Consider the following 25,689-nt stretch of genomic DNA (forward strand, 5'->3'; position numbering starts at 1 on the left):
TGATAAATTAATTTAAGCAGTATTTTTGGAGCTTGTTGAGAGGCGAAGCCTCAGAATATAGAATATGTAAATCGGCCCGTAAAAAAGGTACCGCCGCCACATTTTAACCGGATTACTTATTAAACGACCCAACCATTCCAGTTTATACCGGATAAGAAGCGGGCAAGGTCTTTTGACCGTTTCTGCATAAAAATCAAAAACAGCACCTATAGAACAGATCACTTTTGCATTGATTTGATCTCTGAATTGCCCTGACCATTTCTCCTGTTTGGGGGCTGTTAAACCGATAAACAAAGCATCGGGTTTAAACGTATTCACTGCTTTAATCATTTCCGCATTATCCCGATCTGAAAATGAAGGCGAAAATGGTGGTGCGTAGGTAGCAACTTTCAGATTAGGATATTCTTTGCTGAGCTTAAGCTTGATTTTATCCAGGGTTTCTTCTGAAGAACCCAGGTAAAAGCATTTTCCAGACTGATGGTTTAATATGGATAGCAGATGTAAGTGGAGATCTGTTCCTGAAATTTTTTGTATTTTTTTCCCAGTCAGCAAACGTTCCGCCAAAACTATCCCCTCCCCGTCTGGTAAGAGGATATCCGATGCTTTTAAGGCTTTCTGAAACTCAGGGTCGTGCCGCGCAACACAATACGAATATTGATTAATGGTATTGATAACCACTTTATGATCAAATGAAATTTCATTCAGCTTTCCGTAGAACAAATCATATTTAATACCCCGATCTTCTGGATTTATTATTTTTTCCATATTTATACTAACTAGCGGATGACAATTACTTTATTCTGGCAATCTTATACGGTTTTTATGAGTTTATAGTTTTATGTATTTCAGGAAAAATCAGTGCTTTTATGGCTAATTAACCTAAACAGTACCCATTAATGAGCAGCCGGCTGGAAGCCTCCATGGCCAAACATTCATGAATCGCATCAAAATTGGCTAACACTATTGCTACAGTATTTTACTGGAATTAACCAGCGCACCTAAACAAATACAGGCCTTCAACCGTAAGCAATTGATGTCAAGGGAATGAAAAACCCTTAGGGAGGTAGACATCATGCATATAGCCTGTTTTCAGCTAAAAATATTTTCTCAATCTCAAGATCGATGTTCTGATTCTGGTCTTAATTGTACCAAGTGGAATATTTAAAGTTTCGGCCACTTCTTCATGTGTATAACCCTTATAATAAAAGAGCTCCAATATCATTCGTTGTTCGGATGTGAGCAACCGGCACAGTTGTTTAAGTCCAATTCGGTCCGGATTAAAATAGCAGGCATGATTTGACCCAAGTTCTGCCTGCGAAAATTCTATCGATTGATTTAACCGGTTATTCCTACTGCTCTTCAGTCTCAGGTAGTCTACCGCCGTGTTTCTGGCAATGGCTTTACTCCAGGTGAGTAATTGTGACCGCTCGGATTTATAAAGATGGATTCCCGCATTTATCTTCATAAAAGTATCATGCAAAACATCTTCTGCCGTTTCTATTTGTGGAATTATCTTAAGGATAACAAATAATAGCTCAGCAGCGTGATTTCGATACAAGATGTCCAACATCTCTTCATCACTTAGGGGAATAAAATTTTCAGGTTTTCTTGATCTCGATAAAAAAACCTCGGCCGCAAGATTGTTTCTACTATAGGATGATGAAAGCATAATTCTTGTTTTTTAGTAGTTTTCAACTTTAATTCTTCTTTTTTGCTCGAATTATTACTCGTTATCTGAAAACAACATAATATTTCAATGAAAACGCTACTAAAAAAAATGTAACGACCTCCATTTCACTAATTTAAACCAATAAAACGTCGGAAAAACGTTTTTCAGCAGGTTGTTCCTGTTATTGTGAACAAAATGTATACAAGAGTGTGAAACAGAAACATTTATGAACAAACGCGCAACAATTACGACTGCTTCAGATTAGATTTCGCGCCCTATTTCAATAAATAGGATTACTATACAAGGCCTTAACTTAAGGCCTGTTTCGCACGAAAAGCTGTAAAATGAATAAGAAAACAGAAATACCTTTGCCATTCTGAGAAATAACTCATTTCATATACATTAACGTGAATGAAGTTTTTCACCTGTTAAACAGTCTTTCCCTGCATTTGATGTCTGAACTAAAGAGTGGAATAATGATTACTGTTCGAAAAGATAATTACTCAGAAAAATAAGAGGGGGAGCATATTTAGATGAGGTTAAATTTCAATTCAATATATCTCAGTTTAGGGATATATTGTACATTTGCACTTACAAACCATACCAAATGCATATTAATATGAGATAAAACATCCCTGCTCGCAAGTTTGAGCAGATTAACGCAACTGAATATGACTCTCCAAAAACAAATCATTCACCTACGTGAAGCATTGAAGCTCCAGAGCGCTCTGAAAACGATTGATGCAAAGACCTGTAACCAGCTATCAATAGATATTTTTCTGAAGAGCGGCAACTATGTTAGTCGATCTACCCTAATGCAGCTATTTAACCTTTTACCGATAAAGGAAGCGTGTTTTCCACCTAAAATAATAGAGATTTTATCCGAATACGCTAAAACATCAACTTGTCTTGCAACGATGGGCCGGGATCAAAATTCAACTATTACAACTTTCAAATCAGGCTGTTAAGTTAACTGAGTCGCAGATCTGTATCAAATTGATTTCAATCAGCTATAGGCGCTTGGTCTGTAGCCGGATACCTTTTGCCAAATTATAAAACTTGTTGCTTATTTTTGTACAGAATCAAACGATTCGACAATCATGCAATTTTATGGATAAAACAATTTCCAATAGTCATCAAGCCAGGATAGTTTCTACTTTTTCAGAATTGATCAATACCCCTTTTCAAGGAACTTCCAATGCAATTTGCTGGCACAGAAACCTAAATGGAGATTTTAAAGAAATTGCGACTAAACTGCAATTGAATGAAGACATCACAGAAATTCACCGGAAAGATCTTCTGTCTCTGCAATTATCAGAAAAGGGACATATCGCAAGGGAGATTATTTTAAATGATTTACAGTTATTAACTGATTCCGGCGCATCGCCATCACTCAATTTACTTAAAAGCTATCAGCGGGATGAAACACTCGATTTCATTTCTACAGATGTTTATTCTTATCATGTAGACCGTTCGCCTATTGGCACTGACACTTTTTTATGCACCTATTATGGTGCGGCAAGTGATATCTTAGCCAATGACCAGGCTACACAAAAAATCCTGATTCCCGAAATCCGGGATCAGCTAAAAGAATTACACAACGATCAGGAAGAGGAGTTTGAAGCATTTTTAAAGGAGTACTATTTTGACCTGCATTACGAACCTAAACCTAATGCCAGGCCATTAAATCTGGGACTTGGACACCTCTGGAAATTAGCAGTTGACCATCCCGAACAAAAAGCTTTACCTTGTATTCATCGGGCACCTGTAGAAAATGAAGGTGAATATCGATTACTCCTGATTTGTTAGTGCAATTAACTTATCCAACAACTGTCAATCCTGAGCCTGTTGAAGGACAAAATTGTTTGGTTCATTGGTTCATTGGTTCAATTGTTCAATAGTTCATTTGTTCATTAGGCACAAGTTCATTCAATCAATCTATCATTCAATTATTCATTCATTCAATCATTCGCTCAATCTCTCATCCTGAGCCTGTCGAAGGACAAAATGGTTCATCTCATTGGTTCAATAGTTCAATAGTTCATTAGGCACTAGTTTATTCAATCCTTCACTCATTCACTCAATCAATCATTCGTTCATTCAGTCATCCCAATCGCCACCTGTCAATCCTGAGCCTGTCGAAGGACAAAATGATTCTTTGGTTCATTTGTTCATTGGTACATTAGGCACTAGTTCATTCAGTCATTCAATCACTCAATCATTCTATCATTCACTAAATCAATCATTCCATCATTCTATCATCCTAAGCTTCTCGAAGAACAACATGGTTCATTAGGCATTTGTTCATTGCACAAAACTATTCATGCACATTTGATGTTGAAACTATATATAAACAATGAAATTATGGGAATATTAAAGACAGCCATCATCGGCGCGGCCGTATATGCAGGCGTAAAATATCTGACTAAAAAAGATCCGATCAGTGGAAGATCAGTAATAGACGATTTAGCGGAGCGTGCACCAGAATGGATGGAGAAAGCAAAGCAGGCAGCTGGCCAGGCGGCTAATCAAACAACATCTACAGCGAACAACATCTTCAAATGACTGCAAAAAAAAGAGCATCCTGAGCGCTACCTATTTATTTGAGCAAAAAAAATGCAGGAACTTGATTGACCTGCATTTTTTAAAAAAATAGGAATGATAATGTTTTATGCTATAGTCACATTAACTGCATTTTCCCCTTTTTTGCCCTGTTGTACTTCAAAGTTCACCACGTCACCTTCACGGATGTCGTTCTTTAAACCTGAAACGTGAACAAAAATCTCTTTTTTACTTCCATCTTCAATAATAAAACCAAAACCTTTTGATTCATTGAAAAATTTAACTGTACCTGTTGCCATTACTGATAATTAATATTTTTAATAGATTACTTGTTTGCAATTTAAACAAATAACCCATAAAATCATGCTTATTCAATATTTTCATATCAGATTCATATTGTTTTTTTGATTTTGATAGTTTTAATCATTAAAAACATTATACGCCTGAATACTGTTCTACTTTTATCAACCCTTACAATTATGATCAGTTTTATTCATTCAGGAATCATTGCTATAACGGCATCGATTGTTTTCAACAGCCCCTCTAATATAAAAGAGACCAGTACAAGGTCAAACTTCAACGCAACGATAAATCAACAAAGCGACGCAGCGCTGCTAGGTCAACTGAACGAGCTATGCACCAAACACCTTCGAGCTGCTGGTATAGCCAGCGAACAAGGAGCTGAGAAAACCAAAGCCATTGCAACACGGCTTTCCCTTAACCTAAGTCAATTTAATGAGGAATTGAGAATCCTAGCTAAAAGCAAATCCATTACACTCAGCAGTATATTGCCCCAAGGAGGTCAGAGGCCAGATGGCAGAACTGATTCCTCACCAGAAAACCTTAAAGATACATCGAGGATTAGATATGGTTCTGGCGAAGCCGGCAATAGTGGACATGCGAAAACCACTCCCATGGGTATCAATGATGATTCAAGCAATGCATTGGTTAGTAGCCTTAAGAAACTAAAAGGAACTGCATTCGATAAGGCTTATAAAAACCTGTTGCTTAGCGACCGCCAAACTGCCGAAAAACTGCTCGAAAGCGCCAGCCGCTCAACTGACGGTGCCATTTCTGCCTTTGCAAAAAAATACCTGAAAAAGCTAAAAGCTGCCCAAATTTAGACCGTTGTTAATACTTCTGATTTAAAAATTTATAATCATACTACCCACTTCTCCAAAATTAATGTCTATTTCCATTTGAGTATGATTAAAGAAATCGAAATATGCGGCCTCATTTGTAGCAGAAAACTGATCATACGAGCATAAGAATATCTCGTAAAGAATTGATAACGGAGAAAAGAGGAATATACCTGCATAGAGAGCGCTTCGCTTTAAGCACTTTGTGTAAAGGATACCAGAGTATGGGTATTTATTTCTATATACTCTGGTAATAAAATAAAAAAGCGGTGCCTTCCATGGTTCTGTCGCTAAAAAACGTAAAGACCTTGAAAAACAATCGGGTTCCCCAATTCCCCTACTTTTCAGGGAGTGGTGCAGATGACTTTCTTAAGAAGATTGTGTAGACTTTCTCTCTATATCAAAATAAAATGATTAAAAATGGCCCAATTTTCGGCGGGCAAATTGAGTTAACAAACTGCGCAACCTTTTCTACACTTTTTCACACAATCCTGTGTTTCATTCCTTATAGCTCTATAAATAGTGTAAAATTGTAAAGAGTGCAGTATTCAACCATCAGGCTGGCTAAATCATAATCGTTTTTATTGTGTTACCTTATTCAATCACTAATCAAAACTGACTTTATGAACTTAGTAATTTACGGATCTGGAAAAATGGCAGAATACATTTGTTTCTGCATGATCAATGATAGCGCATACCGTGTAGTTGCCTTCTGCGTAGATGATGCCTACCTACCTCCCGCGGGTAGCAAATTAATGGGTATTCCTGTGATGGGATTCGAACAGGTAATCAGGGAAAACTCACCCGAAGAAACCCGTTTTCATATCGCTATTGGCAGAAACACGGCTAGGAAAGCTATATTCGACAAGGTGCAGGAAGCCGGATATGGCTGTGCAAGCTACGTTTCCTCTAAGGCCAGCATATGGCATGACTTAGTTATTGGAAGGAATGTATTTATCGATCAATGCTGTGATATTCAGCCCTTTGTCCAGGTCGGCGATAATTGCATGCTTATAGGTGCCCGCATTGGCCATCACTGTACCATAGAAGATCATGTACTCCTTTCAGGAAATACTTTGGCAGGCAATGTAACCATTGGTGAAGGATCTTTTCTGGGCATTAACTCGGCTGTGAAAGAAGATATTACCATTGGTGCTTACAACATTATCGGTGCCAGCGTTTTTATTTCCAAAAACACTCCGGATTGCACTATGACAAGCAGCCCGAAAGACCTGTTCAGAACAGGAGACTCTAGCAGATTTACCCTCTTCAATAAAACTAAACAGGTATAAAAACATAAATAAAGTGTTTACAACTTTCACGTCAGGCTAAATATACAGATCAAAAGAGAACGGTAAACAAATGTGTGTATAAGCTTCTATTGCATACCTCAGAACTGGTACGTTTAGCCAACTCCCGAATAAATAGCAGAGCGGTTTATTTTTAAGATCTCATGAGTGATGCCCCGCAGAACTTGCAAAATTGTGCATCAAGATCATGCCCTTCTCTGCTACAGTGCGGGCAGGATTCGGGCAATTCCTTTTTATCTCTTGCCAGCATGGCCAAATCATGTGTAAGTATGCCGGTTGGCACTGCGATGATAGAATAGCCGATGAGCATAACCACTGCAGCGAGGAATTTCCCAACAGGTGTTACGGGAGATATGTCACCATATCCAACAGTTGTTATGGTAACTATAGCCCAGTATATGCTTTCAGGGATATTGGAGAACCCGTTTTCCCTCTTTTCAACCAGATACATCACAGAGCCTAAAATAATGGTGAGCATCAATACGGTGAGCAGGAAAATACTGATCTTTCTTACACTTCCCTTCAGTGCGGTAGATAAGAATCGGATTTCGGTTAAAAAATGTCCAAGTTTAAAAATCCGGAACACCCTCAGCAGCCTTAAGGCACGAAAAACCAGTAGAGATTGAGCTCCAACAAAGATTATACTCAGGAAAGATGGAATAAGGGCGATAAGATCTATAATACCTAATATACTAAAAACATAACTGAGGGGCCGTTTGATACAAATCAACCGGAGAATGTATTCTATGGTAAAAATAATTGTAAAAACCCACTCCAGCATTAAAAAAAGATCACCATACTGATTATGAAGATGCTCAACACTATCCAGCATCACTACGGCAATACTGGTAAAAATTGCGATCAGGAGTCCAACATCAAAAGCCTTACCGGCAGGGGTATTCGACTCGTAAATAATTTCATGCAAGCGAAATTGCCAGTTTTTAGAAGCCGCTTTTCTCATCCTAATACAACAATATAATTCTTGTTTTGTGTCAGCGGTTAAGCCTTAAATAAAGAGAAGGATAAAATCAAAACAGGATGTTCTATATTTGGCGATTGAATTTCCCTATCAAATTGAAACTAACTTATTAAGTAAACTATGTCTATCATTCATGACCCACATGATCTTAGTGCTTTGTTTAGCTATCTGGAACAATATGCTCCTCTCTCATCAGGATATAAACAGGCTTATCTGGGTAGAGCGCAACTATTAAAAATTAAGAGATCCAAGTTCATCCTTTCTCCATTAGACAACAATGCCTGTATGTACTATATCATAAAGGGAGCTTTACGAGGATTTGTAAAAAATAAGAAAAAGGATATTACTACATTTTTAAGCTTTGAAAATGAATTTATCGGCGCTATTCGCCACCCCAATGTTCAGGAAGCACAATCCCATGAATATATTCAGGCCCTCGAAGACTGTGAATTAATTGCTATCCCCTACGATCTCATCGACCATCTTTACGAAACCTTTCCCGAAACCAATATAATTGGTCGCAAGTGGCTGGCCTTGCAATATTACAATGCATCCGATCGGGCTATACTGGCCAGAATTCCGGCTGCCACAGAACGATATTCCATGTTGTTAGAAAAAAAAGGAAAAGAACTAGATCGCATTGCGCTCCGTTATCTAGCCAGCTATTTAGGTATGCGCAGTGAAACATTGAGTAGAATCAGGAATAAGTAGCTTGTTAATATGATTTACCTCAATCTGCAAAAGGCATATTAATTACCCAATTCAGCGAAAAAAGCACTCAAAAAACCAATTTTAATCAAGCTAATGCTATGAGTTGCTGAGGAGTAATGTGCATATTAAAACTCACTATTTGCTTGGCTGAATGCCAGAGGAGTTTGATCTGTACGCTTTTTGAAGAGCAGCGCAAAACAAGTTAACAAACGTGCTTATTAGACATCTAAGTGGCATTAAGTTTCCCGCCTGCGCGAGAATAAATTAGGGTTCATACAAAATCTTCACTACTCCTATTAAAAAAGAACCTGAAGCCGGTTCTAAATGATGGGGGATCAAATGCCTGTATCGGCTCCCGCAGATCAAGGTGATTTTACAAGGAATAATCTCTGTTAATCTTCTTTATCTGCGGGATTAACTCAATGATCTGGTCGGTGGGGGCTATTTACTAATGAGATATTTATTTTACATATGTATTTCCGCCCAACAAGGCCAGAGCACCAAATCTCCGTTCTACTTAAAACTGGCCTAACAAATTTTTCGGGCAGCACTACCCATGCCACACAACTGGCTTCATAAGAAAAATTTTCAGCCAGTGGTTTTTGTTTCTTTTTGCCACCAAAAAGAAAGAGCTCTTCGGCGGCGGCGAGCCGAGCAAAGACTGTGTAGGAGGAGAAAAAATGTCAGTTAGTGGAGAAAATTAGGTTGTAAGTAATAAGTTTTGTGTCTGGATGCTAAATTTTAGTATTTCGATTAACTCAATGATTTGGTCGGTGGGGGCACCAACCAATGCTGTTAAGTTAAGCTAAATGTTGTCAGTCTTGAGCCTCCCGATGTGAAATCAGGACAAGTAGTCGAAAACCTTCTTAATAAGTCGAAAACTAAAATGGATTACCCTTCGACAGGCTCAGGATGACAATCCATTTTAGTTTTGTCCTTAAGTTAATAGCATTGGGGTACCAACTTGTGGAGAATGGCCGATTCAATGCCTGTATTGGCTCCCGCAGATCAAACTGATTTTACAAGGAATAATCTCTGTTAATCTTCTTTATCTGCGGGATTAACTTGTAATACGTTTCTATTAGAAAGTCCCCGGTACGTGCCCAGCACTACGAGGTAAACAAGTTCACAACATTCTTATTAAACGGCTACTCATTGGTATTAAGATTCTTGCCTACCCGGCAAAGCTGATCAAATACACAACATTTCCGTTAAGATAGTTTCTCTTTTATTCACAAAATAATATTTTTGATAAAAACTACCACTATGAAAATCTTACCCATTATCTTTCTTGGGGCAACTACATTCTTGCCCATAGCCGAGCCCTGTTTCCCCACTCTTCAAAACAATTCACACATCCTTTTAGCGCCTGATCAGGAAAGTGACATCAGGGAGATCAGAAAAGAATATGAAAGAATCAATGCGCTCAAATTAAAAGTTGAACAGTTTACCTACAAGACCAAAGATTGTGTAGAAGGAGGTGAAATCAGTTATTACACTTCGAACGGCCAGACGTTAAAAGTGAGTGAAAAAGGCGCTATGGATGATGCTTTTTGGCAGAAGGAATATTACTACAAGGCTGGAAAAGTGTTTTTCTCACTTGAGCGCTTGCATTGGGGTGCTGCTGATGGCAAGACCATAACAACAACATACAGGTTCTATTTCAAAGGTGGGAAATCAATACGCCAGATGGAAGGCCAAAAAACCGCAGATTTGAAAGACAAGGCTTCAGAAATGGCATCCATCGCAGGAAAACTGCTCCAGGTCAAATCAACGAAAAACTTTTCAGCTGTGTATTGCGACGATCAAAAGTAAATTAATATAACGATTTTATGTCTGAACCGCGAGTCTCCTATCACCATTTTGACAGGAGACTACACTCCAATAACAGCAAGAAAATAAATGAATAACCAATCTCATAAATGTACAGACCCTGAAACATTAATGAATAAAACCAAATTAAACGTGGAAAAATTCGGACTTCAGGTTATCATGGTAAATGCTACAAACTACTCCCCTTCCTTTGCCTACAGCATTGGTTTATGGGAAAGCTATGAGCACCCGGAGATTATTTGCTTTGGGCTTTCTACCGAACTTGGCCATGCCATAATTAATGATGTAGCTGAAAAAATAAAATCTGGTCAAAAACTAGAAAGCGGTAAAATATATTCCGAGATTTTCAAATCTGGCAAAGCTATCTTTTTAGATGTAGATCAGCTGAATATTAATGACTATTTCGGGCCTGCGCTAGAGTTTTATGCAGGCAGGCCATTTAATGCCCTTCAACTCGTATGGACTGACCGGGGTGATAAATTTCCATGGGAAGAATCTTTTGAACAAGATTTGGTCTATACTCAGCCACTGCTGGACAGAAATGCTGATTTTAAATTTCCTGAACCTAAAAATCTAGCTTCATTTACCACACGCCAATGGCTGGAGGAGCACAAACCAATTTTGCAGGTAGTTCACGAGTATGATGGGGACTGGCAATTTCTCACGGGAGACCAAATGCCGGAAGATATAAAATTAGTAGCGTTATCATCATTAATCTTAAAGGATAATACCCTGAACCAACTATTTGACCTTGAATATGGCCAGATGGCGGAAAGAGAGTTTATTGGAGGGCCCTGGCACCGATCCACGATGGAATTAGAAAAATAACTCTAGATCTCGATCAGAATTCCTCTTTCTAAAGGTCTATTCGTTGGGACTTATCTTATTTAACTGAGAATGATGTGTTTTGTACAGCTATTTTTTGAAGGAGATTATTTTTTGTTGTGAAGCGCTAAACAGCCTCCCAAACTATTTACTGTGACAGAAACCTGATTAACACTATTGCTGAATTTTAGAAGAAAGAGATGTAACTTTAGACAAAGTTTATCATATATACCCATTTATCCCATTAGTTATTACTTGCGATGATTTTCGAATTTACGGCAGCCCCAGGTTTTGACTTCATTACACTGTTTTCACAACAAATTAATGTACCTGTAAGGGATGATGTATTAGAAATTCCAGAAACACTTGGAAAGGGATATGTACGCAAGGTTGGATTTGGTAATGATTTTAAACTAACGATCCACCGATACACATTAAAGGAAGATTTGATTTTGAAACGTAATCCAGCCGCCACGGCTAACGATGTACGTACCATTTTTTTCTACAGTAATAAGGAAGATCTGCAGGTGAGCTATAACAACGAGGGCAACATCCCCTTTTCAGAAAAAAATGATTCGTCTATATTGCTTTCTACAAATGACCTCCGCACTGAAATCTGTTTTTCTGCAGGCAGCAATATTCAGTATGTTGTTGTTGGGATAACTGCTAACAGGCTACGTTCAATTCTAACTATTCCAAAACCCAACCTAATATTAAGAACCCTTACAGCCGAAGATACTTCATTTCTCTTTTTTGAAAGTTTAGATGCAGAAATGCAACTGTTGCTGAAAAACATTGTCTCGGTAGACATGAATAATCCTTTAAACAGCTTTTATGTTCAAATTAAGGTACAAGAACTGATGTACCTATTGTTTAGTAAGCTATCATTAAGGGAAACCACCACTTTAAAAACTATAAATAGCAGCGATGCGGAGCGGCTTATGGTGATCCGTAACAAGATGCTGAGCGATCTCAGTACTCCACCAGTGATTGCCGAGTTGGCAACTATCGCATCTATGAGTGAAACCAAACTTAAACAACTATTTAAGCAAACGTTTGGTGAAACCATTTACAATTATTACCAAAAGGCAAGAATGGAAGAAGCTGCCTTTTTGTTAAAGCAGGCCAGGCATTCCGTTTCGCAAGTTGGGTATGAGCTGGGCTTTTCAAACCTCAGTCACTTCAGCAGGTTATTTGAAAAACAGTACGGCATTACCCCCAAAAAATTCTCCTACACAATCTAAGCTTACTACGCCCACAGCGCCATTGGCTGTCGGATACGACTATTCTTCCGTCTTTTAAGGTTATTTTACCCATTAATCGTGCAATATCTTTGTTCATGTTATAATTACATAATTATGAAAGCAATACAATATAAAGATTATGGAAGTTCAGATGTAATTGAATGGGTTGAGGTTACAATTCCAGCTATCCGCAATAAAAAAGATGTCTTAATTCGTGTTCAGGCATTAGGTGTAAATCCGATAGATATTAAAATTCGAATGGGCTTGATGAAGGAAGTCCGCCCCGTGGAAATGCCTTTTACCCCAGGAGGCGAGGCTTCGGGAATCATTGTCGCTGTTGGCGATGAAGTATCGGGATTTAAAGTCGGTGATGAAGTTATTGCCCTAACCAAAACAAATGCCTACGCCGAATATGTAACGGCTAACGAGAATTTTCTGGTATTGAAACCACAGCTGTTATCTTTTGTAGAGGCAGCATCAATTGGCGTTAATATTGGTACGGCACAATCGGTCCTATTTACAGCAGGGAAATTGGAAAAAGGACAACGGGTATTGATACAGGGTGGTGCAGGCGCGGCTGGGGCTGCAATGGTGCAGATGGCCAAAGCTATTGGCGCATACGTTATCGCTACTGCTTCTGGAAATGGCCTGCAATTGGCCAAAAGCCTTGGAGCCGACGAAGTAATTGATTATAAACTTCAGGATGTGACCGCTTTGGTAAAAGATGTAGACCTGGTAGCAGACACCGCTGGTGGAGAAGCTCAACAAAAACTTTTTCAGGTACTAAAACCAGGGGGTACATTATTGAGCATTGTGGTGCCCCCTTCAAAGGAACTTGCAGAAAAACACCAGGTCAAAGCCAGTTTTGTCGCTTCAGACATCTCAGCGAAAACCTTAGAAAATGGCATCGAACTAATAAGATCGGGAACCTTCAAACCTATAGTTTCCAAAATATTTAAGCTCAGGGAGGCTGCTCTGGCTCAGGATTTATTAACGGCCGGTGGCCTCAATGGCAAGGTTGTTCTTACGGTGAATTAACAGCCAAATTTTAAATATCAGGAAATGAACTAAGTTTTGGCTGTTAATAATAGCTGTAAAATCAATTTAATTGGTGTTTTGCACCATTAACTAAAAATATAAAATATGAAATTGTTAGAAGAAGTAGTATTAGGGAAACAAACCTTAAAGAATGCCATTGCAATGGCACCAATGACCCGTAGCCGTGCAAACTCCGAAGGTATCGTACAGGATTCGACTGTATTGTATTACACGCAAAGGGCAAGTGCGGGCTTAATCATCACCGAAGGTATTAATATCTCAGAACAGGCAATTGGTAGTCCATATACTCCCGGCATCTATAACCAGGAACAAATTGAAATGTGGAAAAAGGTAACCCAATCCGTTCATAATCAGGGCGGCATCATTTACGCCCAGCTTTGGCATACCGGTAGAGTTGGCCATTCAGTTGACAGGAATGGGAAACTTCCTGTTGGCCCCTCAGCAATCGCCATACAAGGTCAGCAACATTACACTGCTCAGGGAATGAAAGATTACGAAACACCACAGGAATTAACGATCCAGGAAATCAAACAGATTATAAAGGACTATGGTCAGGCTGCTAAAAATGCTAATGAGGCTGGCTTCGATGGTGTTGAATTACATGCCGCATTTGGCTACCTTCCTAACCAGTTTCTATCAGAAAGTGCCAATAAGCGAAATGACGAGTATGGTGGAAGCATAGCAAACAGAAACAGGTTCGTAATAGAAGTAATGGAAGAAATTACTGATGCTTTAGGTAGCGCAAAAGCAGGTATTAAGCTCTCGCCAACCATTTATTATAATAACATTGAAAATAGCGATCCAGAGGCACAGTTCAAACCATTGATCCAGGCTTTAAATAAGTTACCACTGGCATACATCCATCTTATGAATGGAATGTTTCCACTAGATCATTTGCCACACTACCCCAAAAATGTAATAGAAACATTCGGTAGCATCAGTAACCATCTGGTCATTGCAAATGCAGGCTACAGTAAGGAAACTGGAGAAGTGGAACTGGAAAAAGGGATTGCTAAAATAATTTCATATGGCTCGGCCTTTGTTGCCAATCCCGACCTGCCAAAAAGATTTGAGTTGAATGCAGAACTTAATCAACCTGACCCAGGCACTATGTATGGGGGCGCTGAAAAGGGATATACTGACTACCCATCTTTGGTATAAATAAGTCTCTTAGGTCTAAAAGTTGTATTAAATAAATGCTACCTTTTAGACCTATTTGATTCCCTCAATACCCCATCATTCTTTTAAAAGACGCTTCTTAATTTCAATGCCAATTGGGGCAACTTCAACCAGCTCTAAAGATTTTACCATTTTTAAAGTGCCATTTTTATATTTCAAGAAATGTTTTGTTTTTAAGTGTATTTCATAGGCCTTTTCACTTGCATAAACCTCAAAAACAGTAACATTTTGTGGGTTAGCCTTATCATAAACAGCTTGAAGCGCCAATACACCGGGTTCTAATAAGACTGCTGCTTTCGCATGTTCGGCAAGGGCTGTCTTATACTCATCAAGATACTGAGGATAAACTTGTATTTTGGCAATGCGAAATTTTCTATCGTCCTGCTGTGCCTTGGCCGTTCCTGGCATGGTCAATAAAATAACAATCAAAGCGAACAAATTAAGTATTGAATATTTTCTTTTCATAAAACTCCAGGCTATTAATTTTACAGGTAAGAGGTTAGTACTTAATTAATATACAACAATATGTTGAGATATTTTAATTCAGCTACCCTGAACCTGTCGCATAATTGCTTCATATGAGTTTCAGCGGAGCACCCAACCAGCTCTTTTAAGCAATGATGAAATATTTTAACTCTTCTTAAGAACTCATTTTTTTATATTAAATTATCCCAGATATGATATAGTAGATCATTCGAGACCACAATGGATAAAGATTCTAAGAAAGTAAGGCTAGAGTGCAATATTTCTCCTGAATGCACATCCGAGTTCAATAATAGAATCAGTCTTGGCAATACCTGGAATCAAATCAATCTTCGAATAAAGGATTTCTCTCATATGCTCGTGATCTCTCGCCACAATTTTTAGAAATAAAGTATACCTACCAGTAATAAAGTAACATTCGGTTACTTCAGGAACAAGTTTCAGCGCTTCAATGATGCGGGCAGAATTATGATCCTTTTCTAGCGTGATTCCGGTAAAGGATCCCCAGTCATATCCAATCTTTTTTTCATTGAGAATCGGTTTTATACCCGAGAGTATCCCCTGCTCAGTCATTTTGGCCACACGCTGATGAACCATGGTATTCGAAATACCCAGTGAAGCAGCAATAGTTGAAAAGGCTATTCGCCCATCTTTTTCCAATCTTATCAAGATCTCCCTGTCAAATTGATCTAATTGCCCCATATAACCTGCATAAAAAAGTTAAATTTCATTTTATTACACCACAAAATAAACAATACTAAACTATTGAAACAACAAATAGGAAATATTAATATTTTAGCCTGCATAATTAACATAACACATCATGAATTTAAGCCAGCAACTCATTGATAAAGAAGAAAATTACGGAGCCCATAACTACCACCCGTTACCAGTGGTTTTAGCATCCGGAGCAGGTGTTTACGTTTGGGACGTAGAAGGGAAAAAGTATCTTGATTTTCTTTCTGCTTATTCTGCGGTAAACCAGGGACATTGCCACCCTCGAATCATCAATATTCTCATTGAACAAGCGCAAAAGCTAACCCTAACTTCAAGGGCATTTTATAATGACAAGCTTGGTCCCTTTGAAGAATTTTTATGCCATACTTTCGGTTTTGAGAAGGCGCTGGTTATGAATTCGGGTGCCGAAGCCGTAGAAACTGCTATGAAACTCTGCAGAAAATGGGGATATACGAAAAAGGGAATTCCCGCAGATCAGGCTACCATTGTATTTGCAAAAGACAATTTTCATGGCAGAACCATTTCCATTATCTCCGCATCGAACGACAATAGTGCAAAAGAGGGTTTTGGTCCTTTTATTGAAGGTGTGATGCAAATACCCTATAATGATACCGATGCCCTGGAGCAGGCTTTCCAATCTAACCCCAACATTGCAGGTTTTCTGGTAGAACCGATACAAGGCGAAGCGGGTGTAATTGTACCTGATGCTGATTACCTTAAACAGGTAAGGGCTTTATGCAGTAAATATAATGTGCTATACATTGCTGACGAGATACAAACGGGAATCGGACGTACAGGATCATTCATGGCCTCTTACGAAGTCAATAATCCCGCAAACAGGCCTGATGTATTGATCCTTGGAAAAGCGTTATCTGCTGGCGTATTACCTGTTTCTGCTGTGCTTGCCGACAACGAAGTAATGCTTACCATCAAACCAGGTGAGCACGGTTCTACATACGGTGGAAACCCACTGGCCTCGGCCGTTGCCGTTGAAGCCCTTAAGGTGGTCATGGATGAAAAGCTTGCGGAAAATGCCCTTGATATGGGTAACATTTTCAGGGAAGGTTTAAGAGCACTTGCTCGCCAACACCCATTAATTTGTGGTATACGGGGTAAGGGCTTACTAAACGCTATCGAAATTGATTCGGCAGAGACCTCCCAAACAGCCTGGAATCTTTGCATCAAATTAAAGGAAAACGGACTATTGGCTAAACCAACGCATGGAAATAAAATCCGTTTGGCTCCTCCACTCGTCATCAATGCTGAACAGATTGCAGAAAGCCTGAGCATAATAGCGAAAACTTTAGACGATTTCAAATACTAGTACATGTACACCAATATTAAAATAATTAAAAACCGATCAGACATCGGTGCAGGTACTCGCGGATCGGACATGGGCATCGATGCCATAGAAATTGCCGCCATCAATAAGGGAAGTGAGTACTTCAACAGTTTCCCGCACCTTGATGTAGAAACACACAATGAATCTATATATAATAAGGATCGCAACGCATTCGCCAAAAGGATTGGCCAGGTATTGCAGCAATGCAAAAACGTTGCTGAGGCTGTAAAGCAAACCATCAGTAATGGCCTCTTTCCTATGGTGCTTTCTGGAGACCACTCCTCTGCATTGGGAACCATCAGCGGAATAAAAACAGCCTTACCCGACATCCAACTGGGCGTAATTTGGATTGATGCCCATGCGGATATCCACTCACCCTATACCTCCCCTTCGGGAAACATCCATGGAATGCCCCTTGCTGCAGCGCTATCTATGGATAACCTTCCCGATCGCATAAATGATATTGGAGGAGAAACCCTCAGGTACTGGGAGAACATGAAGCAAATCGGAAATCAAGGTCCAAAAATCTTGCCTGAAAACCTGATCTACTTTGGGGTAAGGGATACAGAAGCAGCCGAGGAGTCTTTAATGGAAAGACATCACATAAAAAACTTCAGTGTCGAAGAGATTCGATTCCTGGGTTTGGAGCAAGGAGTGAAAAAAGCCCTTAATCAACTTCAGCACTGCGATGCCATTTACATTTCCTTTGATGTGGACAGTATGGATTGTGACCTCGTATCAAAAGGAACAGGAACGCCTGTTTCAAAAGGCTTTGATGTGCCGGAAATCCTTCAAATCATAGCATTGATTATAGCCTCAGGAAAAGTGGTATGTATGGAAATTGTAGAAATCAACCCCCTGCTTGATCAGAAAGGAAATAGCATGGCAGAGGCTGCTTTTGAGATTCTTGAAAAATCAACTCTTCATATTTTAAACCATTTTTAAAAAAATGAAAACAAAGACAATTCAGGTTGACAGTTAGCTGCCGTAAAGCTTTTGAAACCCTGAATTGTTTTTTTTTTTTAAAATGTGTCATTTCTATACTCTGTTGTATAAAATGATACTAACCACTGAAGTTTTTATTCATAATGCCACCAAGTCTTGTCAACCAGGAAATATATAAGGTTATTCATCGATTATTAGAAATGCGATTAATTCCTGGATAATTGCTTTTCTTCGTTCAGTAAGCCTTCTATTTTTTCAAGTGCAATTACCTGTTTAGGGTTAAAATCCTTCGACTCCATATATCTTCTTAAACTAAACATCAATTGTCTGGCTTCTGGTCTGTTATTGGCATTACTCAACAAATCCAGTCCGGTTACCATGATGCGTCCTTTACCTACTCTGGCTTCAAAAATGAGCCCCAAAGAACGAGCGGTAACCCAATCATCAATAATCCGGGCAATAGGTTTAATGTTTTTAGCCACAGCATCCAGGATAATTGCATCACTATGCGACATCGCATCCCACCATTGCCAGTTGCTATGAAAATCGGCTGGAAAATTTGCTAATGCCGGATGCTTGGGATCACATAAAATACCTAGAGTATGTGGTGGAGCGCCCTTTGTCCAGGCAGTATTCCAAAAAATAGAAGAAAATCCTACACTTATATCGCCTCCCTTAGCTGGAGCAATGGTTCCTTTAGCAAAAGTTAACAATACATTTCCACCGGCATTTAAAACTTTTCTCGCTTTAGCATCCAACATTTGCGTAACCAGGATATGATCTTTCGGCTCAGGTAATTTTGCTGGGTATACAAAAAAATCATAGTTATTTTCCTGATTACCCACCTGAATGCTCAGGATCAATTTCTGTGCGTTTTTAATCGTATGCAGCGATTGCCTGATAGCCCCCAGAGATACTAATTTCCCTACTCCTATCGTTTGCTTTCGTAAATTCCCTTTAAACAAAACTTCCCCCCTAACATTGGTAATTTTCCACTTTGGAATTGCATCGGCAATGATGTTCTCCCCAAAATTAGATACTTCAACAGGAACATCCAGTACTTGATTGTTCAAAATGTTAAGTTTAGGAAACCGTGCGAGCGGCACTACAGGATTGCAGAATTTAGAAAAGTTCTTGGCCGTTATATAAGGCTTATCTTCATAAAATGAATTTAAAACGCCGATTATGGCGGTTCCCTGTCCAGGAAAGTCTTGCAAGCCCAACAATTGAAAACCACCCATTTCAGGTGTTCGTAATGCAGCTTCTACATCAGCCTTGTAGCATAAAACCTGAAGTTTTCCTGATGCCAGCAAGAAACTATCTGCCAAATGGCTTAGCCCGTGCTCTTTTAACCGATCGGCAAAAATTTCGAAATTCCTGGCTTTTAAAATGCCTGTGTATTTCTTCACCTCACTAAAATCAGGATAAACACACCATTGTCCCATTTCATGAGCGATAACGGGCTTATTTTGTGCGTTAATAATCTCGTGCCAGTCGTAATCGGTGGAAGGACTATTACCATTTATTATACTTTTTAAGCCTATAGGTGCATGCTGGATCCGGGGATCAGGGATATTGTGATAATCATTTTCTTCAATAACTGGCCTGCCCGCTCCCGAGGTATATATCCTTCGGTCGTCCTGGCTTTTCCAATACTTTACCAATTGCTTTAAATAAGGTATCATGAATTCAGTACGCTTAGGCTCATTACCATAAGTAAGCATTACGAATGAAGGGTGATTGCCATAAGCATTGATTATCTTCCTTCCTTCTTCATAAATATATTTATCTATTGGTTGCCCATCGCCTAAACTGCTTCCCCAGTTTGCCCATGAAGCACATTCTATTTGAAGATAGAAACCTGCTGCATCTGCTGCATCAAAGGCTGCTTCTGGAGGGCACCAGGAATGGAAACGAACGTGGTTCATTCCGTAAGATTTGATTTTTTTAAAAATTTTATCCCAGGACGTTCTATCTGTTGGGGGATAGCCGGTAAGAGGGAAAATGGCACAATCAACTGTTCCCCGGAGCGATAACCGGCGATTGTTAAGCAGTAGTGCTCTTTGGTTGGTTTTTATTGACCGAAAGCCAAAATTTTCAACGGAGTTAGCTAGTTCAGTTCCACCAGATGAAATAGAAATATTTAATGCGTACACGTTAGGCGCAAATTCATCCCAAAGCTTGACCTCACTACTCATATCATATTCTCTTTCCAGCACAACCCGATTCCCTTTAATTACCTGATTCCATTCTACTGGTGTAAATACATATTTCCCTCCTGCAACCTGACTTGCCTGAATTTTAACCTTACAAAGTTTCTGGTTTTCAAGGAGGTTGTTTAAGCAGATTTTGACTTTAACCTTCTTTGTTTGGGTATTGGGGTATATTTGTATATTTTCTATTGCAACTTCAGCGATTGGCCTGATCAGTATCTGCCCAACAATACCGTTCCAATTTGTTTGGGTATGATCGGTAACACTGTGGGCATTTTGACCAGGATCTACGGTATGTAACCCATTATCAATACGAACAGAAAGCCTGTGCTTACCCGGTTTTATATCCTTTCCAAAAGTAAAAACATGGGGAGTTGAAAGACTGTTTTCGCTACCCATAAGTTGATCATCCAGCCATACCTTAGTTTGCCAGTGGGGGCGTTCTAAAATCAGCTGTAATCTCTTACCTTTCCAAAGGTCTAGAATATCTATTTCACGCTGATACCATGACACGCCTGTGTAATGCTTGTTTGGTTGCAATCCGAAAGGTATTTTAATATTGTCTTTTTGCCTGTAGCGTGCGTATTCTGGCTTAAAAAAGTAAGCTGAGTCAAAAATACTTCCTATCCATCTGGTTTTCAAACTCACCTCATCTCCTTTTCCGTTGGTGCTCATTGAACCGGGGAGGATTACCTTATCACTGGCAACCAGTTGATACCATTTCTCATTTTCACCAATATTTCCACGATCTTCCCTAAATAACCATTCTCCCGAAAGATCTATTATTTTAATAGTATGGTTATTACCTGAGGGTTTACAGGAAAAAAATAAAAGTATTACCAGAAACAAATGAAATAATAATTTCCTCATTTTATAATTATTTAAATGAACCTGATTAAAACTCAGGCAGAAAAAGAATGTATGATAATCTGATCACGTAATGCCTTGAAATATAATTAATAAGCTAGATACCGGCAATTGGCTTATAAAAAGAAAGTCCTGCTCGTATGAGTCAGGACCCTCGCTTACTAAACCAAATTTAAATTTATTTGAGCCACTTTTCCAGCGCTTCTACTGAAAGTTCAGCCTTGGGGCTGAAGCGGTTACTGTCTGCATACTGCATAATACTATTTTTAAGCTGCCGGGCTTCAATCCTATTCTCCAACTGGTGAGTGATATCCATTGTACAGAGAATAAGCTTACCTTTTCCTACGCGACCTTCCAGTAAGGTGCCTAGCTTTCTATTTTTATAAAAATTATCAATGATCCTGACCAGGGGTTTATGCTGATCGCTGATTTCATCCATATTCAAACTTTTTGATTTCGTAATCAAATCCCACCATTGCCAATTGGAGAAGAATGTAGTTGGAAAGGCGTTAAATACCGGATGCGAGGGGTTGCATAACAATCCCATAGAACCTGGTTGATCTGGAAAATGAACCGGGCTCCAGAAAACAGAAGTAAACCTACCCGGGATACCATTTATCATAGCGGTATCGGGATTTAATACAACAGTTTTTCCTTGTTTCAATGCAGCAAAGGCCTCATTTTTAGAAGTTGTAAAAATTACAGATGAACTGATAGGTGACTCCGTTTTGGGATAAACCCAGAAATTCCAGCTATTTTGATAAGGTGTATTTTCGATTGACAATTCAAAGGTGAGTTGAGTGGGCTGAGTAATCGAACTTAGGTCAACTGCCACCTTACCTAAGCTGGAAGTTCCCAAAATCACCTCCTGAGTAACGGTGTTACCTGATTTTAGTACCTTACCTTGCTGATCGGTAACTTTCCATGCTGCCTTACCACTAAAGGCATCCTTTCCGAAGTTAGCGACCTGAAGCTCAGCATTAAAAAGCTGATCGTTTAAATAAGACGCATTCTTAAATTTCAATAAGGGTACTACTGATGAGGAAAAAGCCCTGAACTCCTTAGGCGTTATTATTCCCTTACTTTCCCAAAATGCATCCAATAAACCAACCAATGCCGTTCCTTGTCCGGGAAAATCGTGCAAATCCAACAATTGAAATCCACTAAACTCTTTCGTTTTCAATGCTCTTTCAATTTCTTCTTTGTATAGTAAGGCAGCAAACTTACCACTTGCCAGTTTAAACGAATCGGCAAGGGAATATAAATTCTTTTTCTGAAGATCGTGTCGTATGGTTTTAAAATTTAATGGCGCTAATACACCAGTATATTTTTCAATTTCCTTTAAGTTGGGATAGACAGAATATTGACCAACCTCATGTGCAACCAGAGGAACGCTTAAACTATCCGCACTTTGCTGATAATCCTTATCAAAACGCGGCACTTCAGCATTGAATACACCCTGGCCCCTCACCCAACCCTTCTTTGTATATTGGGTAATAAAGAAATCATCATGAGGTTCGGGAGCAAGCCCGTGTCCTTTTTGAAAACTAAAAGTTGTAGCGGTATAAAATCTGCGTGGGTCTTCTTTTTTCAACTTTGCTACCAAATTGTTTAACCAAGCAAAATCGCCCTCCAATTCATTACCCATACTCCAAAAACAAAAGGAAGGATGATTTCCATAACTGGCCATAATGCGCTGACTTTCATCTTCTAAAAACTTCAAAGTGGCCTTATTTTCGCCAACTTTCAGGCTCCATAATGGCAATTCAACCTGGAGGTAAAGCCCAAGCGAATCTGCAACCTGAAATGCTGCTTCAGGAGGACACCAGGAATGATACCTGATATGGTTCAGTCCGTAATCTTTAATCACTTTAAATACCTTTACCCAAGCTTCCTTATCCATTGGTGGATGTCCTTGAATGGGGTAAATGTTGCAATCGAGAGTTCCCCGAAGAAAAATCCTTTTGCCATTGAGTGTTAATCCCCCACCCTGATTGCCAAGTTTTCGGAAACCAAAAGTTGAACTGGCTTGTGCAATTAAATTTGATTTTTTATTAAGCAATTCTACCTTTAGGGTATAGAGATCAGGATTAAACTCATCCCAAAGCTTTACGTCGTTTAGCTGAAGTTCGTTTTTAATTACCTTAGCATTTTGATTCGCGCGAAGCTTTGTAGCGATTAACACCCCATCTTTATAGATTTTGTACTTAACAGTGAAGCTTTCCTTATTTTTCAACTCATCGAGTAGTAGATTCACGTTTATTTTTTTGTGTTCCCCATCCGGATAAATCTGCAATTGTTTGATGTGATGCTCCGGGCTGGCAGTGAGCTTGATTTCCCCAATTACCCCATTCCAGATAATTTGAGTACCGTCTGTGTAGGCATGGGCAAAATCATTGAAGCTGATATCATGCTGTTTGGTATTGTCTATTTTTAAAACTATGGTATGCTTACCTGCTTTCAAACTACCTAAAGAAAACTTTTGAGCTGTACTCAGGCTTTCGGCATTCCCCTTAAAAACCCCATCTACCCAGCATTCAGTTTTCCAGATCACCCGTTCCAGAGAAAGTTCAGCACCATCCATGTTTTCTTTTATCACTATTTCCTTGGCATACCAGGCTGCGCCGATATAGCGGTGCTTCCTGGTTAACGAAAGTAAAACAGGTTTATTGATGTTTAGCGTATCCTGTACTACTTGCTTTCCAATCTTAGCGTCATCTAAGGTTCCTGGCAGAGAAATCTTGTGGCTGGTAAATCCCTTAAACCAATGATTAGCCTTTCCAACGTTGTTCGAATCTAACTTCACATCCCATTGCCCGGCCAAAGTGATGGTTTGTGCATGACCGAATAAAGCTATTGCCGTAAGGAAAAGAAAAAATGTTATTTTTTTTGACATACGATTATTTGTAAGAACCTACTAATGTAACAACTGATTTCGCTGGAATATTAATATCACCAATTTTTTGGCTCGATTTGGCAAGGTTACCCGAAGCATTTGTAGTATAGGCCTGCAGCGCATCGCCAGCTATAGCCAGGGAAGAAGTATCAAGTAAAAATTTCTGATCATCACCTGATATGTTTACCACCACCATAACTATTTTCTTGTTTATCTTATCTTTATAGGCACTGATCATTTGCGATCTTGCAGCAATTGCCGGATCGGTAATGTTGCTGATTGATGAAGCTACCCTGACCATACCAGGTCTGATAAATCGGGAGTAGTTTCCAAAACACCATAATTGTTTAGAGTCTGACACCGTTCCATCTGTTTTTGCTGCATTTAAATTATAACTGTTTGCTGCATCACTAATATAAACCAGGGCATCGCTGTAATTGTAAGGGCTAACCGCGAGCCACCAGCTCCAGGAAGAAACATTTGCCACCGCCAGATCATGATGGATAACTTTGGCCACGTAAAGCCCGTAATTGATGTCTGTATTTTTGGGACTTCCGTTTAATTGTCCGCAAATATCACCAAGGATACCAAACTCTGTTTGCCACAACCGTAAACCAGGCGCAATTCTATTTTTAGCATCCAATGCTTCTTGTCTGTAACGGATCAGATCGTTCTCCGGGCAGGTAGTAAAATAACTGTGTGCAGATATTAGCTGATCTACCTGCGAAACATTACCCACATAATTCGGCGAAGCTGGATTAAAGAATTCATTGATCTGGTTTCCGCGTCCATCATTATATGCAGTATTTAAAAAATTCCACTGAGCAGCTTCACCAAAAGCAATTTTGGTATCTAAACCTTTGTCCTTTAACTTTGGTCCCAGCTGTTTAATTACAGATGCCATGCTGCTGCTTGTTGCACCTGTTCCTTCCTGTGAGGGATTATCTTTCCCCCAATCCCACTGTGGCTCGTTAAATGGGCTCAGGTGAGTAAAATTATAACCTTGCTGCCTGAAGTGTGACACCACTTCAACCATAAAATCACTGAATTTCTCTGTATCTGTCGCCTTTAAATTAAGCTGAGCATTACCGAGACCATAAGCCTTGCCATTAAGCGAGAATGGTACTGGCGGAGCCACAGAAAAAGCGATAAAGGTATTCAGCCCCCTCTGTTTGGCTGCACTTAAAAACCATTGCTGGCCAGATTGTTTGGTCCAGTCGTACGTACCATCTGGCTTCAAGAAGCACTCTTCTCTTCGCCACTCATCAGGAATGCCGCTGGCTACCCCTTGCTCAGCGCTTCCTGCCCCGATATTAAAACGCCATAACGACAAACCTATACCTTTCGGCTGACCATTAGTGAGTGTATCCATACTAAAGAGGTAATCGGCAACCTGATTCTTTTTGAGCGAATTTCCCCAATTGCCTATATATTTTGCCGACCAGCAATCTGAGGCACCGAAATGCTCAATCACTTGTTTTTCTTCGTTCAGATTAATCACTATTTTCGCAGTACTTGCTTTACAAATATCAATGCCGTTAACCAGGCAACCATTCTGCGGCTCTGTGTTAGATTCAGGCTCTTTAGAGCAAGACAGCACAGTAATCAAAAAGGGGATGAAAATGGGGAATATTTTTCTCATAACGATGAAATAAATGGTGTAAAAGCACTAGCTGACGAAGTATTATCAGCCAG

General features: G+C 39.4%; 21 protein-coding genes. 12 read left to right on the forward strand and 9 right to left on the reverse strand.

What is annotated here, in order from left to right; translation table 11 throughout:
- Positions 1 to 12 precede the first annotated feature (12 nt).
- Both BMX11_RS14895 and BMX11_RS14900 read right to left on the reverse strand, forming a co-directional pair.
- The gene (locus BMX11_RS14895; protein ID WP_090885635.1) at positions 13 to 765 is read right to left on the reverse strand and encodes a WecB/TagA/CpsF family glycosyltransferase; all 753 of its coding nucleotides are present in this window, start codon (positions 763 to 765) and stop codon (positions 13 to 15) included.
- Between the two features lie 328 nt (positions 766 to 1,093).
- Positions 1,094 to 1,669: an RNA polymerase sigma factor gene (locus BMX11_RS14900; protein WP_090885637.1), complete on the reverse strand. Its 576-nt coding sequence runs from the start codon at positions 1,667 to 1,669 to the stop codon at positions 1,094 to 1,096.
- Between the two features lie 1,110 nt (positions 1,670 to 2,779).
- Here BMX11_RS14900 and BMX11_RS14910 point away from each other — a divergent pair.
- Together BMX11_RS14910 and BMX11_RS14915 are read left to right on the forward strand one after the other, a co-directional pair.
- A complete protein-coding gene (locus BMX11_RS14910) occupies positions 2,780 to 3,478 on the forward strand; it encodes a DUF1826 domain-containing protein (RefSeq protein WP_090885641.1) in 699 nt (232 codons plus the stop codon).
- A 555-nt stretch (positions 3,479 to 4,033) separates the two neighbouring features.
- Positions 4,034 to 4,234, forward strand: a complete 201-nt coding sequence (locus BMX11_RS14915) for a hypothetical protein (protein WP_090885742.1) — start codon at positions 4,034 to 4,036, stop codon at positions 4,232 to 4,234.
- A gap of 104 nt (positions 4,235 to 4,338) precedes the next feature.
- On the opposite strand, the gene BMX11_RS14920 is transcribed toward BMX11_RS14915, so the two are convergent.
- Positions 4,339 to 4,530: a cold-shock protein gene (locus tag BMX11_RS14920; RefSeq protein ID WP_090885643.1), complete on the reverse strand. Its 192-nt coding sequence runs from the start codon at positions 4,528 to 4,530 to the stop codon at positions 4,339 to 4,341.
- 180 nt (positions 4,531 to 4,710) lie between these two features.
- Here BMX11_RS14920 and BMX11_RS14925 point away from each other — a divergent pair, with 180 nt between their 5' ends.
- Together BMX11_RS14925 and BMX11_RS14930 are read left to right on the forward strand one after the other, a co-directional pair.
- Positions 4,711 to 5,355 carry a DUF4142 domain-containing protein gene (locus tag BMX11_RS14925; protein ID WP_090885645.1) on the forward strand — a complete coding sequence of 215 codons (645 nt, stop codon included), beginning with the start codon at positions 4,711 to 4,713 and terminating at the stop codon, positions 5,353 to 5,355.
- A gap of 638 nt (positions 5,356 to 5,993) precedes the next feature.
- Positions 5,994 to 6,662, forward strand: a complete 669-nt coding sequence (locus tag BMX11_RS14930) for an acetyltransferase (RefSeq protein WP_090885647.1) — start codon at positions 5,994 to 5,996, stop codon at positions 6,660 to 6,662.
- Positions 6,663 to 6,813: 151 nt separating this feature from the next.
- Here BMX11_RS14930 and BMX11_RS14935 read toward each other — a convergent pair whose 3' ends face one another.
- A complete protein-coding gene (locus BMX11_RS14935; RefSeq protein WP_090885648.1) occupies positions 6,814 to 7,641 on the reverse strand; it encodes an ion transporter in 828 nt (275 codons plus the stop codon).
- Between the two features lie 138 nt (positions 7,642 to 7,779).
- Here BMX11_RS14935 and BMX11_RS14940 point away from each other — a divergent pair, with 138 nt between their 5' ends.
- From BMX11_RS14940 to BMX11_RS14965, 6 genes are all read left to right on the forward strand, one after another.
- Positions 7,780 to 8,370 carry a Crp/Fnr family transcriptional regulator gene (locus tag BMX11_RS14940; RefSeq protein WP_090885650.1) on the forward strand — a complete coding sequence of 197 codons (591 nt, stop codon included), beginning with the start codon at positions 7,780 to 7,782 and terminating at the stop codon, positions 8,368 to 8,370.
- 1,266 nt (positions 8,371 to 9,636) lie between these two features.
- Positions 9,637 to 10,185, forward strand: coding sequence for a hypothetical protein (locus BMX11_RS14945; protein WP_090885652.1), 549 nt, complete (start codon positions 9,637 to 9,639; stop codon positions 10,183 to 10,185).
- A gap of 129 nt (positions 10,186 to 10,314) precedes the next feature.
- Positions 10,315 to 11,031 (forward strand): DUF4262 domain-containing protein, encoded by a 717-nt coding sequence (locus BMX11_RS14950; RefSeq protein WP_217643846.1) that lies wholly within the window; start codon positions 10,315 to 10,317, stop codon positions 11,029 to 11,031.
- Between the two features lie 257 nt (positions 11,032 to 11,288).
- A complete protein-coding gene (locus BMX11_RS14955; RefSeq protein WP_090885656.1) occupies positions 11,289 to 12,272 on the forward strand; it encodes a helix-turn-helix domain-containing protein in 984 nt (327 codons plus the stop codon).
- 114 nt (positions 12,273 to 12,386) lie between these two features.
- Positions 12,387 to 13,310 carry an NADP-dependent oxidoreductase gene (locus BMX11_RS14960; protein ID WP_090885658.1) on the forward strand — a complete coding sequence of 308 codons (924 nt, stop codon included), beginning with the start codon at positions 12,387 to 12,389 and terminating at the stop codon, positions 13,308 to 13,310.
- Between the two features lie 105 nt (positions 13,311 to 13,415).
- On the forward strand, positions 13,416 to 14,492 hold the full coding sequence (locus BMX11_RS14965; protein ID WP_090885660.1) for an alkene reductase: 1,077 nt from the start codon (positions 13,416 to 13,418) through the stop codon (positions 14,490 to 14,492).
- 75 nt (positions 14,493 to 14,567) lie between these two features.
- On the opposite strand, the gene BMX11_RS14970 is transcribed toward BMX11_RS14965, so the two are convergent.
- Entirely contained in the window at positions 14,568 to 14,975 is a 408-nt protein-coding gene (locus tag BMX11_RS14970) for a putative quinol monooxygenase (protein WP_090885662.1), read from the reverse strand.
- A gap of 267 nt (positions 14,976 to 15,242) precedes the next feature.
- Positions 15,243 to 15,695 carry an Lrp/AsnC family transcriptional regulator gene (locus BMX11_RS14975; RefSeq protein WP_090885664.1) on the reverse strand — a complete coding sequence of 151 codons (453 nt, stop codon included), beginning with the start codon at positions 15,693 to 15,695 and terminating at the stop codon, positions 15,243 to 15,245.
- A gap of 121 nt (positions 15,696 to 15,816) precedes the next feature.
- Between BMX11_RS14975 and rocD the strand changes: the two genes are divergently transcribed.
- Positions 15,817 to 17,055: an ornithine--oxo-acid transaminase gene (gene rocD, locus BMX11_RS14980; RefSeq protein ID WP_090885665.1), complete on the forward strand. Its 1,239-nt coding sequence runs from the start codon at positions 15,817 to 15,819 to the stop codon at positions 17,053 to 17,055.
- Between the two features lie 3 nt (positions 17,056 to 17,058).
- Positions 17,059 to 18,018, forward strand: coding sequence for an arginase (gene rocF, locus BMX11_RS14985; protein ID WP_090885667.1), 960 nt, complete (start codon positions 17,059 to 17,061; stop codon positions 18,016 to 18,018).
- A 206-nt stretch (positions 18,019 to 18,224) separates the two neighbouring features.
- Here rocF and BMX11_RS14990 read toward each other — a convergent pair whose 3' ends face one another.
- From BMX11_RS14990 to BMX11_RS15000, 3 genes are all read right to left on the reverse strand, one after another.
- The gene (locus BMX11_RS14990) at positions 18,225 to 21,101 is read right to left on the reverse strand and encodes a glycoside hydrolase family 2 TIM barrel-domain containing protein (protein ID WP_090885669.1); all 2,877 of its coding nucleotides are present in this window, start codon (positions 21,099 to 21,101) and stop codon (positions 18,225 to 18,227) included.
- A gap of 175 nt (positions 21,102 to 21,276) precedes the next feature.
- A complete protein-coding gene (locus tag BMX11_RS14995) occupies positions 21,277 to 23,994 on the reverse strand; it encodes a glycoside hydrolase family 2 TIM barrel-domain containing protein (RefSeq protein WP_090885671.1) in 2,718 nt (905 codons plus the stop codon).
- A 4-nt stretch (positions 23,995 to 23,998) separates the two neighbouring features.
- The gene (locus BMX11_RS15000) at positions 23,999 to 25,636 is read right to left on the reverse strand and encodes a glycoside hydrolase (protein ID WP_090885673.1); all 1,638 of its coding nucleotides are present in this window, start codon (positions 25,634 to 25,636) and stop codon (positions 23,999 to 24,001) included.
- Between the last annotated feature and the right edge of the window lie 53 nt (positions 25,637 to 25,689).

The sequence above is a fragment of the Pedobacter rhizosphaerae genome (genome assembly GCF_900111155.1).
In the GTDB taxonomy this organism is placed as follows: Bacteria; Bacteroidota; Bacteroidia; order Sphingobacteriales; family Sphingobacteriaceae; genus Pedobacter; species Pedobacter rhizosphaerae.

Bases quoted from the DNA above. Each gene is read 5' to 3' on its own strand.
- BMX11_RS14895 (WP_090885635.1), bottom strand. From the start codon at position 765: ATGGAAAAAATAATAAATCCAGAAGATCGGGGTATTAAATATGATTTG.
- BMX11_RS14900 (WP_090885637.1), bottom strand. From the start codon at position 1,669: ATGCTTTCATCATCCTATAGTAGAAACAATCTTGCGGCCGAGGTTTTT.
- BMX11_RS14910 (WP_090885641.1), top strand. From the start codon at position 2,780: ATGGATAAAACAATTTCCAATAGTCATCAAGCCAGGATAGTTTCTACT.
- BMX11_RS14915 (WP_090885742.1), top strand. From the start codon at position 4,034: ATGGGAATATTAAAGACAGCCATCATCGGCGCGGCCGTATATGCAGGC.
- BMX11_RS14920 (WP_090885643.1), bottom strand. From the start codon at position 4,530: ATGGCAACAGGTACAGTTAAATTTTTCAATGAATCAAAAGGTTTTGGT.
- BMX11_RS14925 (WP_090885645.1), top strand. From the start codon at position 4,711: ATGATCAGTTTTATTCATTCAGGAATCATTGCTATAACGGCATCGATT.
- BMX11_RS14930 (WP_090885647.1), top strand. From the start codon at position 5,994: ATGAACTTAGTAATTTACGGATCTGGAAAAATGGCAGAATACATTTGT.
- BMX11_RS14935 (WP_090885648.1), bottom strand. From the start codon at position 7,641: ATGAGAAAAGCGGCTTCTAAAAACTGGCAATTTCGCTTGCATGAAATT.
- BMX11_RS14940 (WP_090885650.1), top strand. From the start codon at position 7,780: ATGTCTATCATTCATGACCCACATGATCTTAGTGCTTTGTTTAGCTAT.
- BMX11_RS14945 (WP_090885652.1), top strand. From the start codon at position 9,637: ATGAAAATCTTACCCATTATCTTTCTTGGGGCAACTACATTCTTGCCC.
- BMX11_RS14950 (WP_217643846.1), top strand. From the start codon at position 10,315: ATGAATAAAACCAAATTAAACGTGGAAAAATTCGGACTTCAGGTTATC.
- BMX11_RS14955 (WP_090885656.1), top strand. From the start codon at position 11,289: ATGATTTTCGAATTTACGGCAGCCCCAGGTTTTGACTTCATTACACTG.
- BMX11_RS14960 (WP_090885658.1), top strand. From the start codon at position 12,387: ATGAAAGCAATACAATATAAAGATTATGGAAGTTCAGATGTAATTGAA.
- BMX11_RS14965 (WP_090885660.1), top strand. From the start codon at position 13,416: ATGAAATTGTTAGAAGAAGTAGTATTAGGGAAACAAACCTTAAAGAAT.
- BMX11_RS14970 (WP_090885662.1), bottom strand. From the start codon at position 14,975: ATGAAAAGAAAATATTCAATACTTAATTTGTTCGCTTTGATTGTTATT.
- BMX11_RS14975 (WP_090885664.1), bottom strand. From the start codon at position 15,695: ATGGGGCAATTAGATCAATTTGACAGGGAGATCTTGATAAGATTGGAA.
- rocD (WP_090885665.1), top strand. From the start codon at position 15,817: ATGAATTTAAGCCAGCAACTCATTGATAAAGAAGAAAATTACGGAGCC.
- rocF (WP_090885667.1), top strand. From the start codon at position 17,059: ATGTACACCAATATTAAAATAATTAAAAACCGATCAGACATCGGTGCA.
- BMX11_RS14990 (WP_090885669.1), bottom strand. From the start codon at position 21,101: ATGAGGAAATTATTATTTCATTTGTTTCTGGTAATACTTTTATTTTTT.
- BMX11_RS14995 (WP_090885671.1), bottom strand. From the start codon at position 23,994: ATGTCAAAAAAAATAACATTTTTTCTTTTCCTTACGGCAATAGCTTTA.
- BMX11_RS15000 (WP_090885673.1), bottom strand. From the start codon at position 25,636: ATGAGAAAAATATTCCCCATTTTCATCCCCTTTTTGATTACTGTGCTG.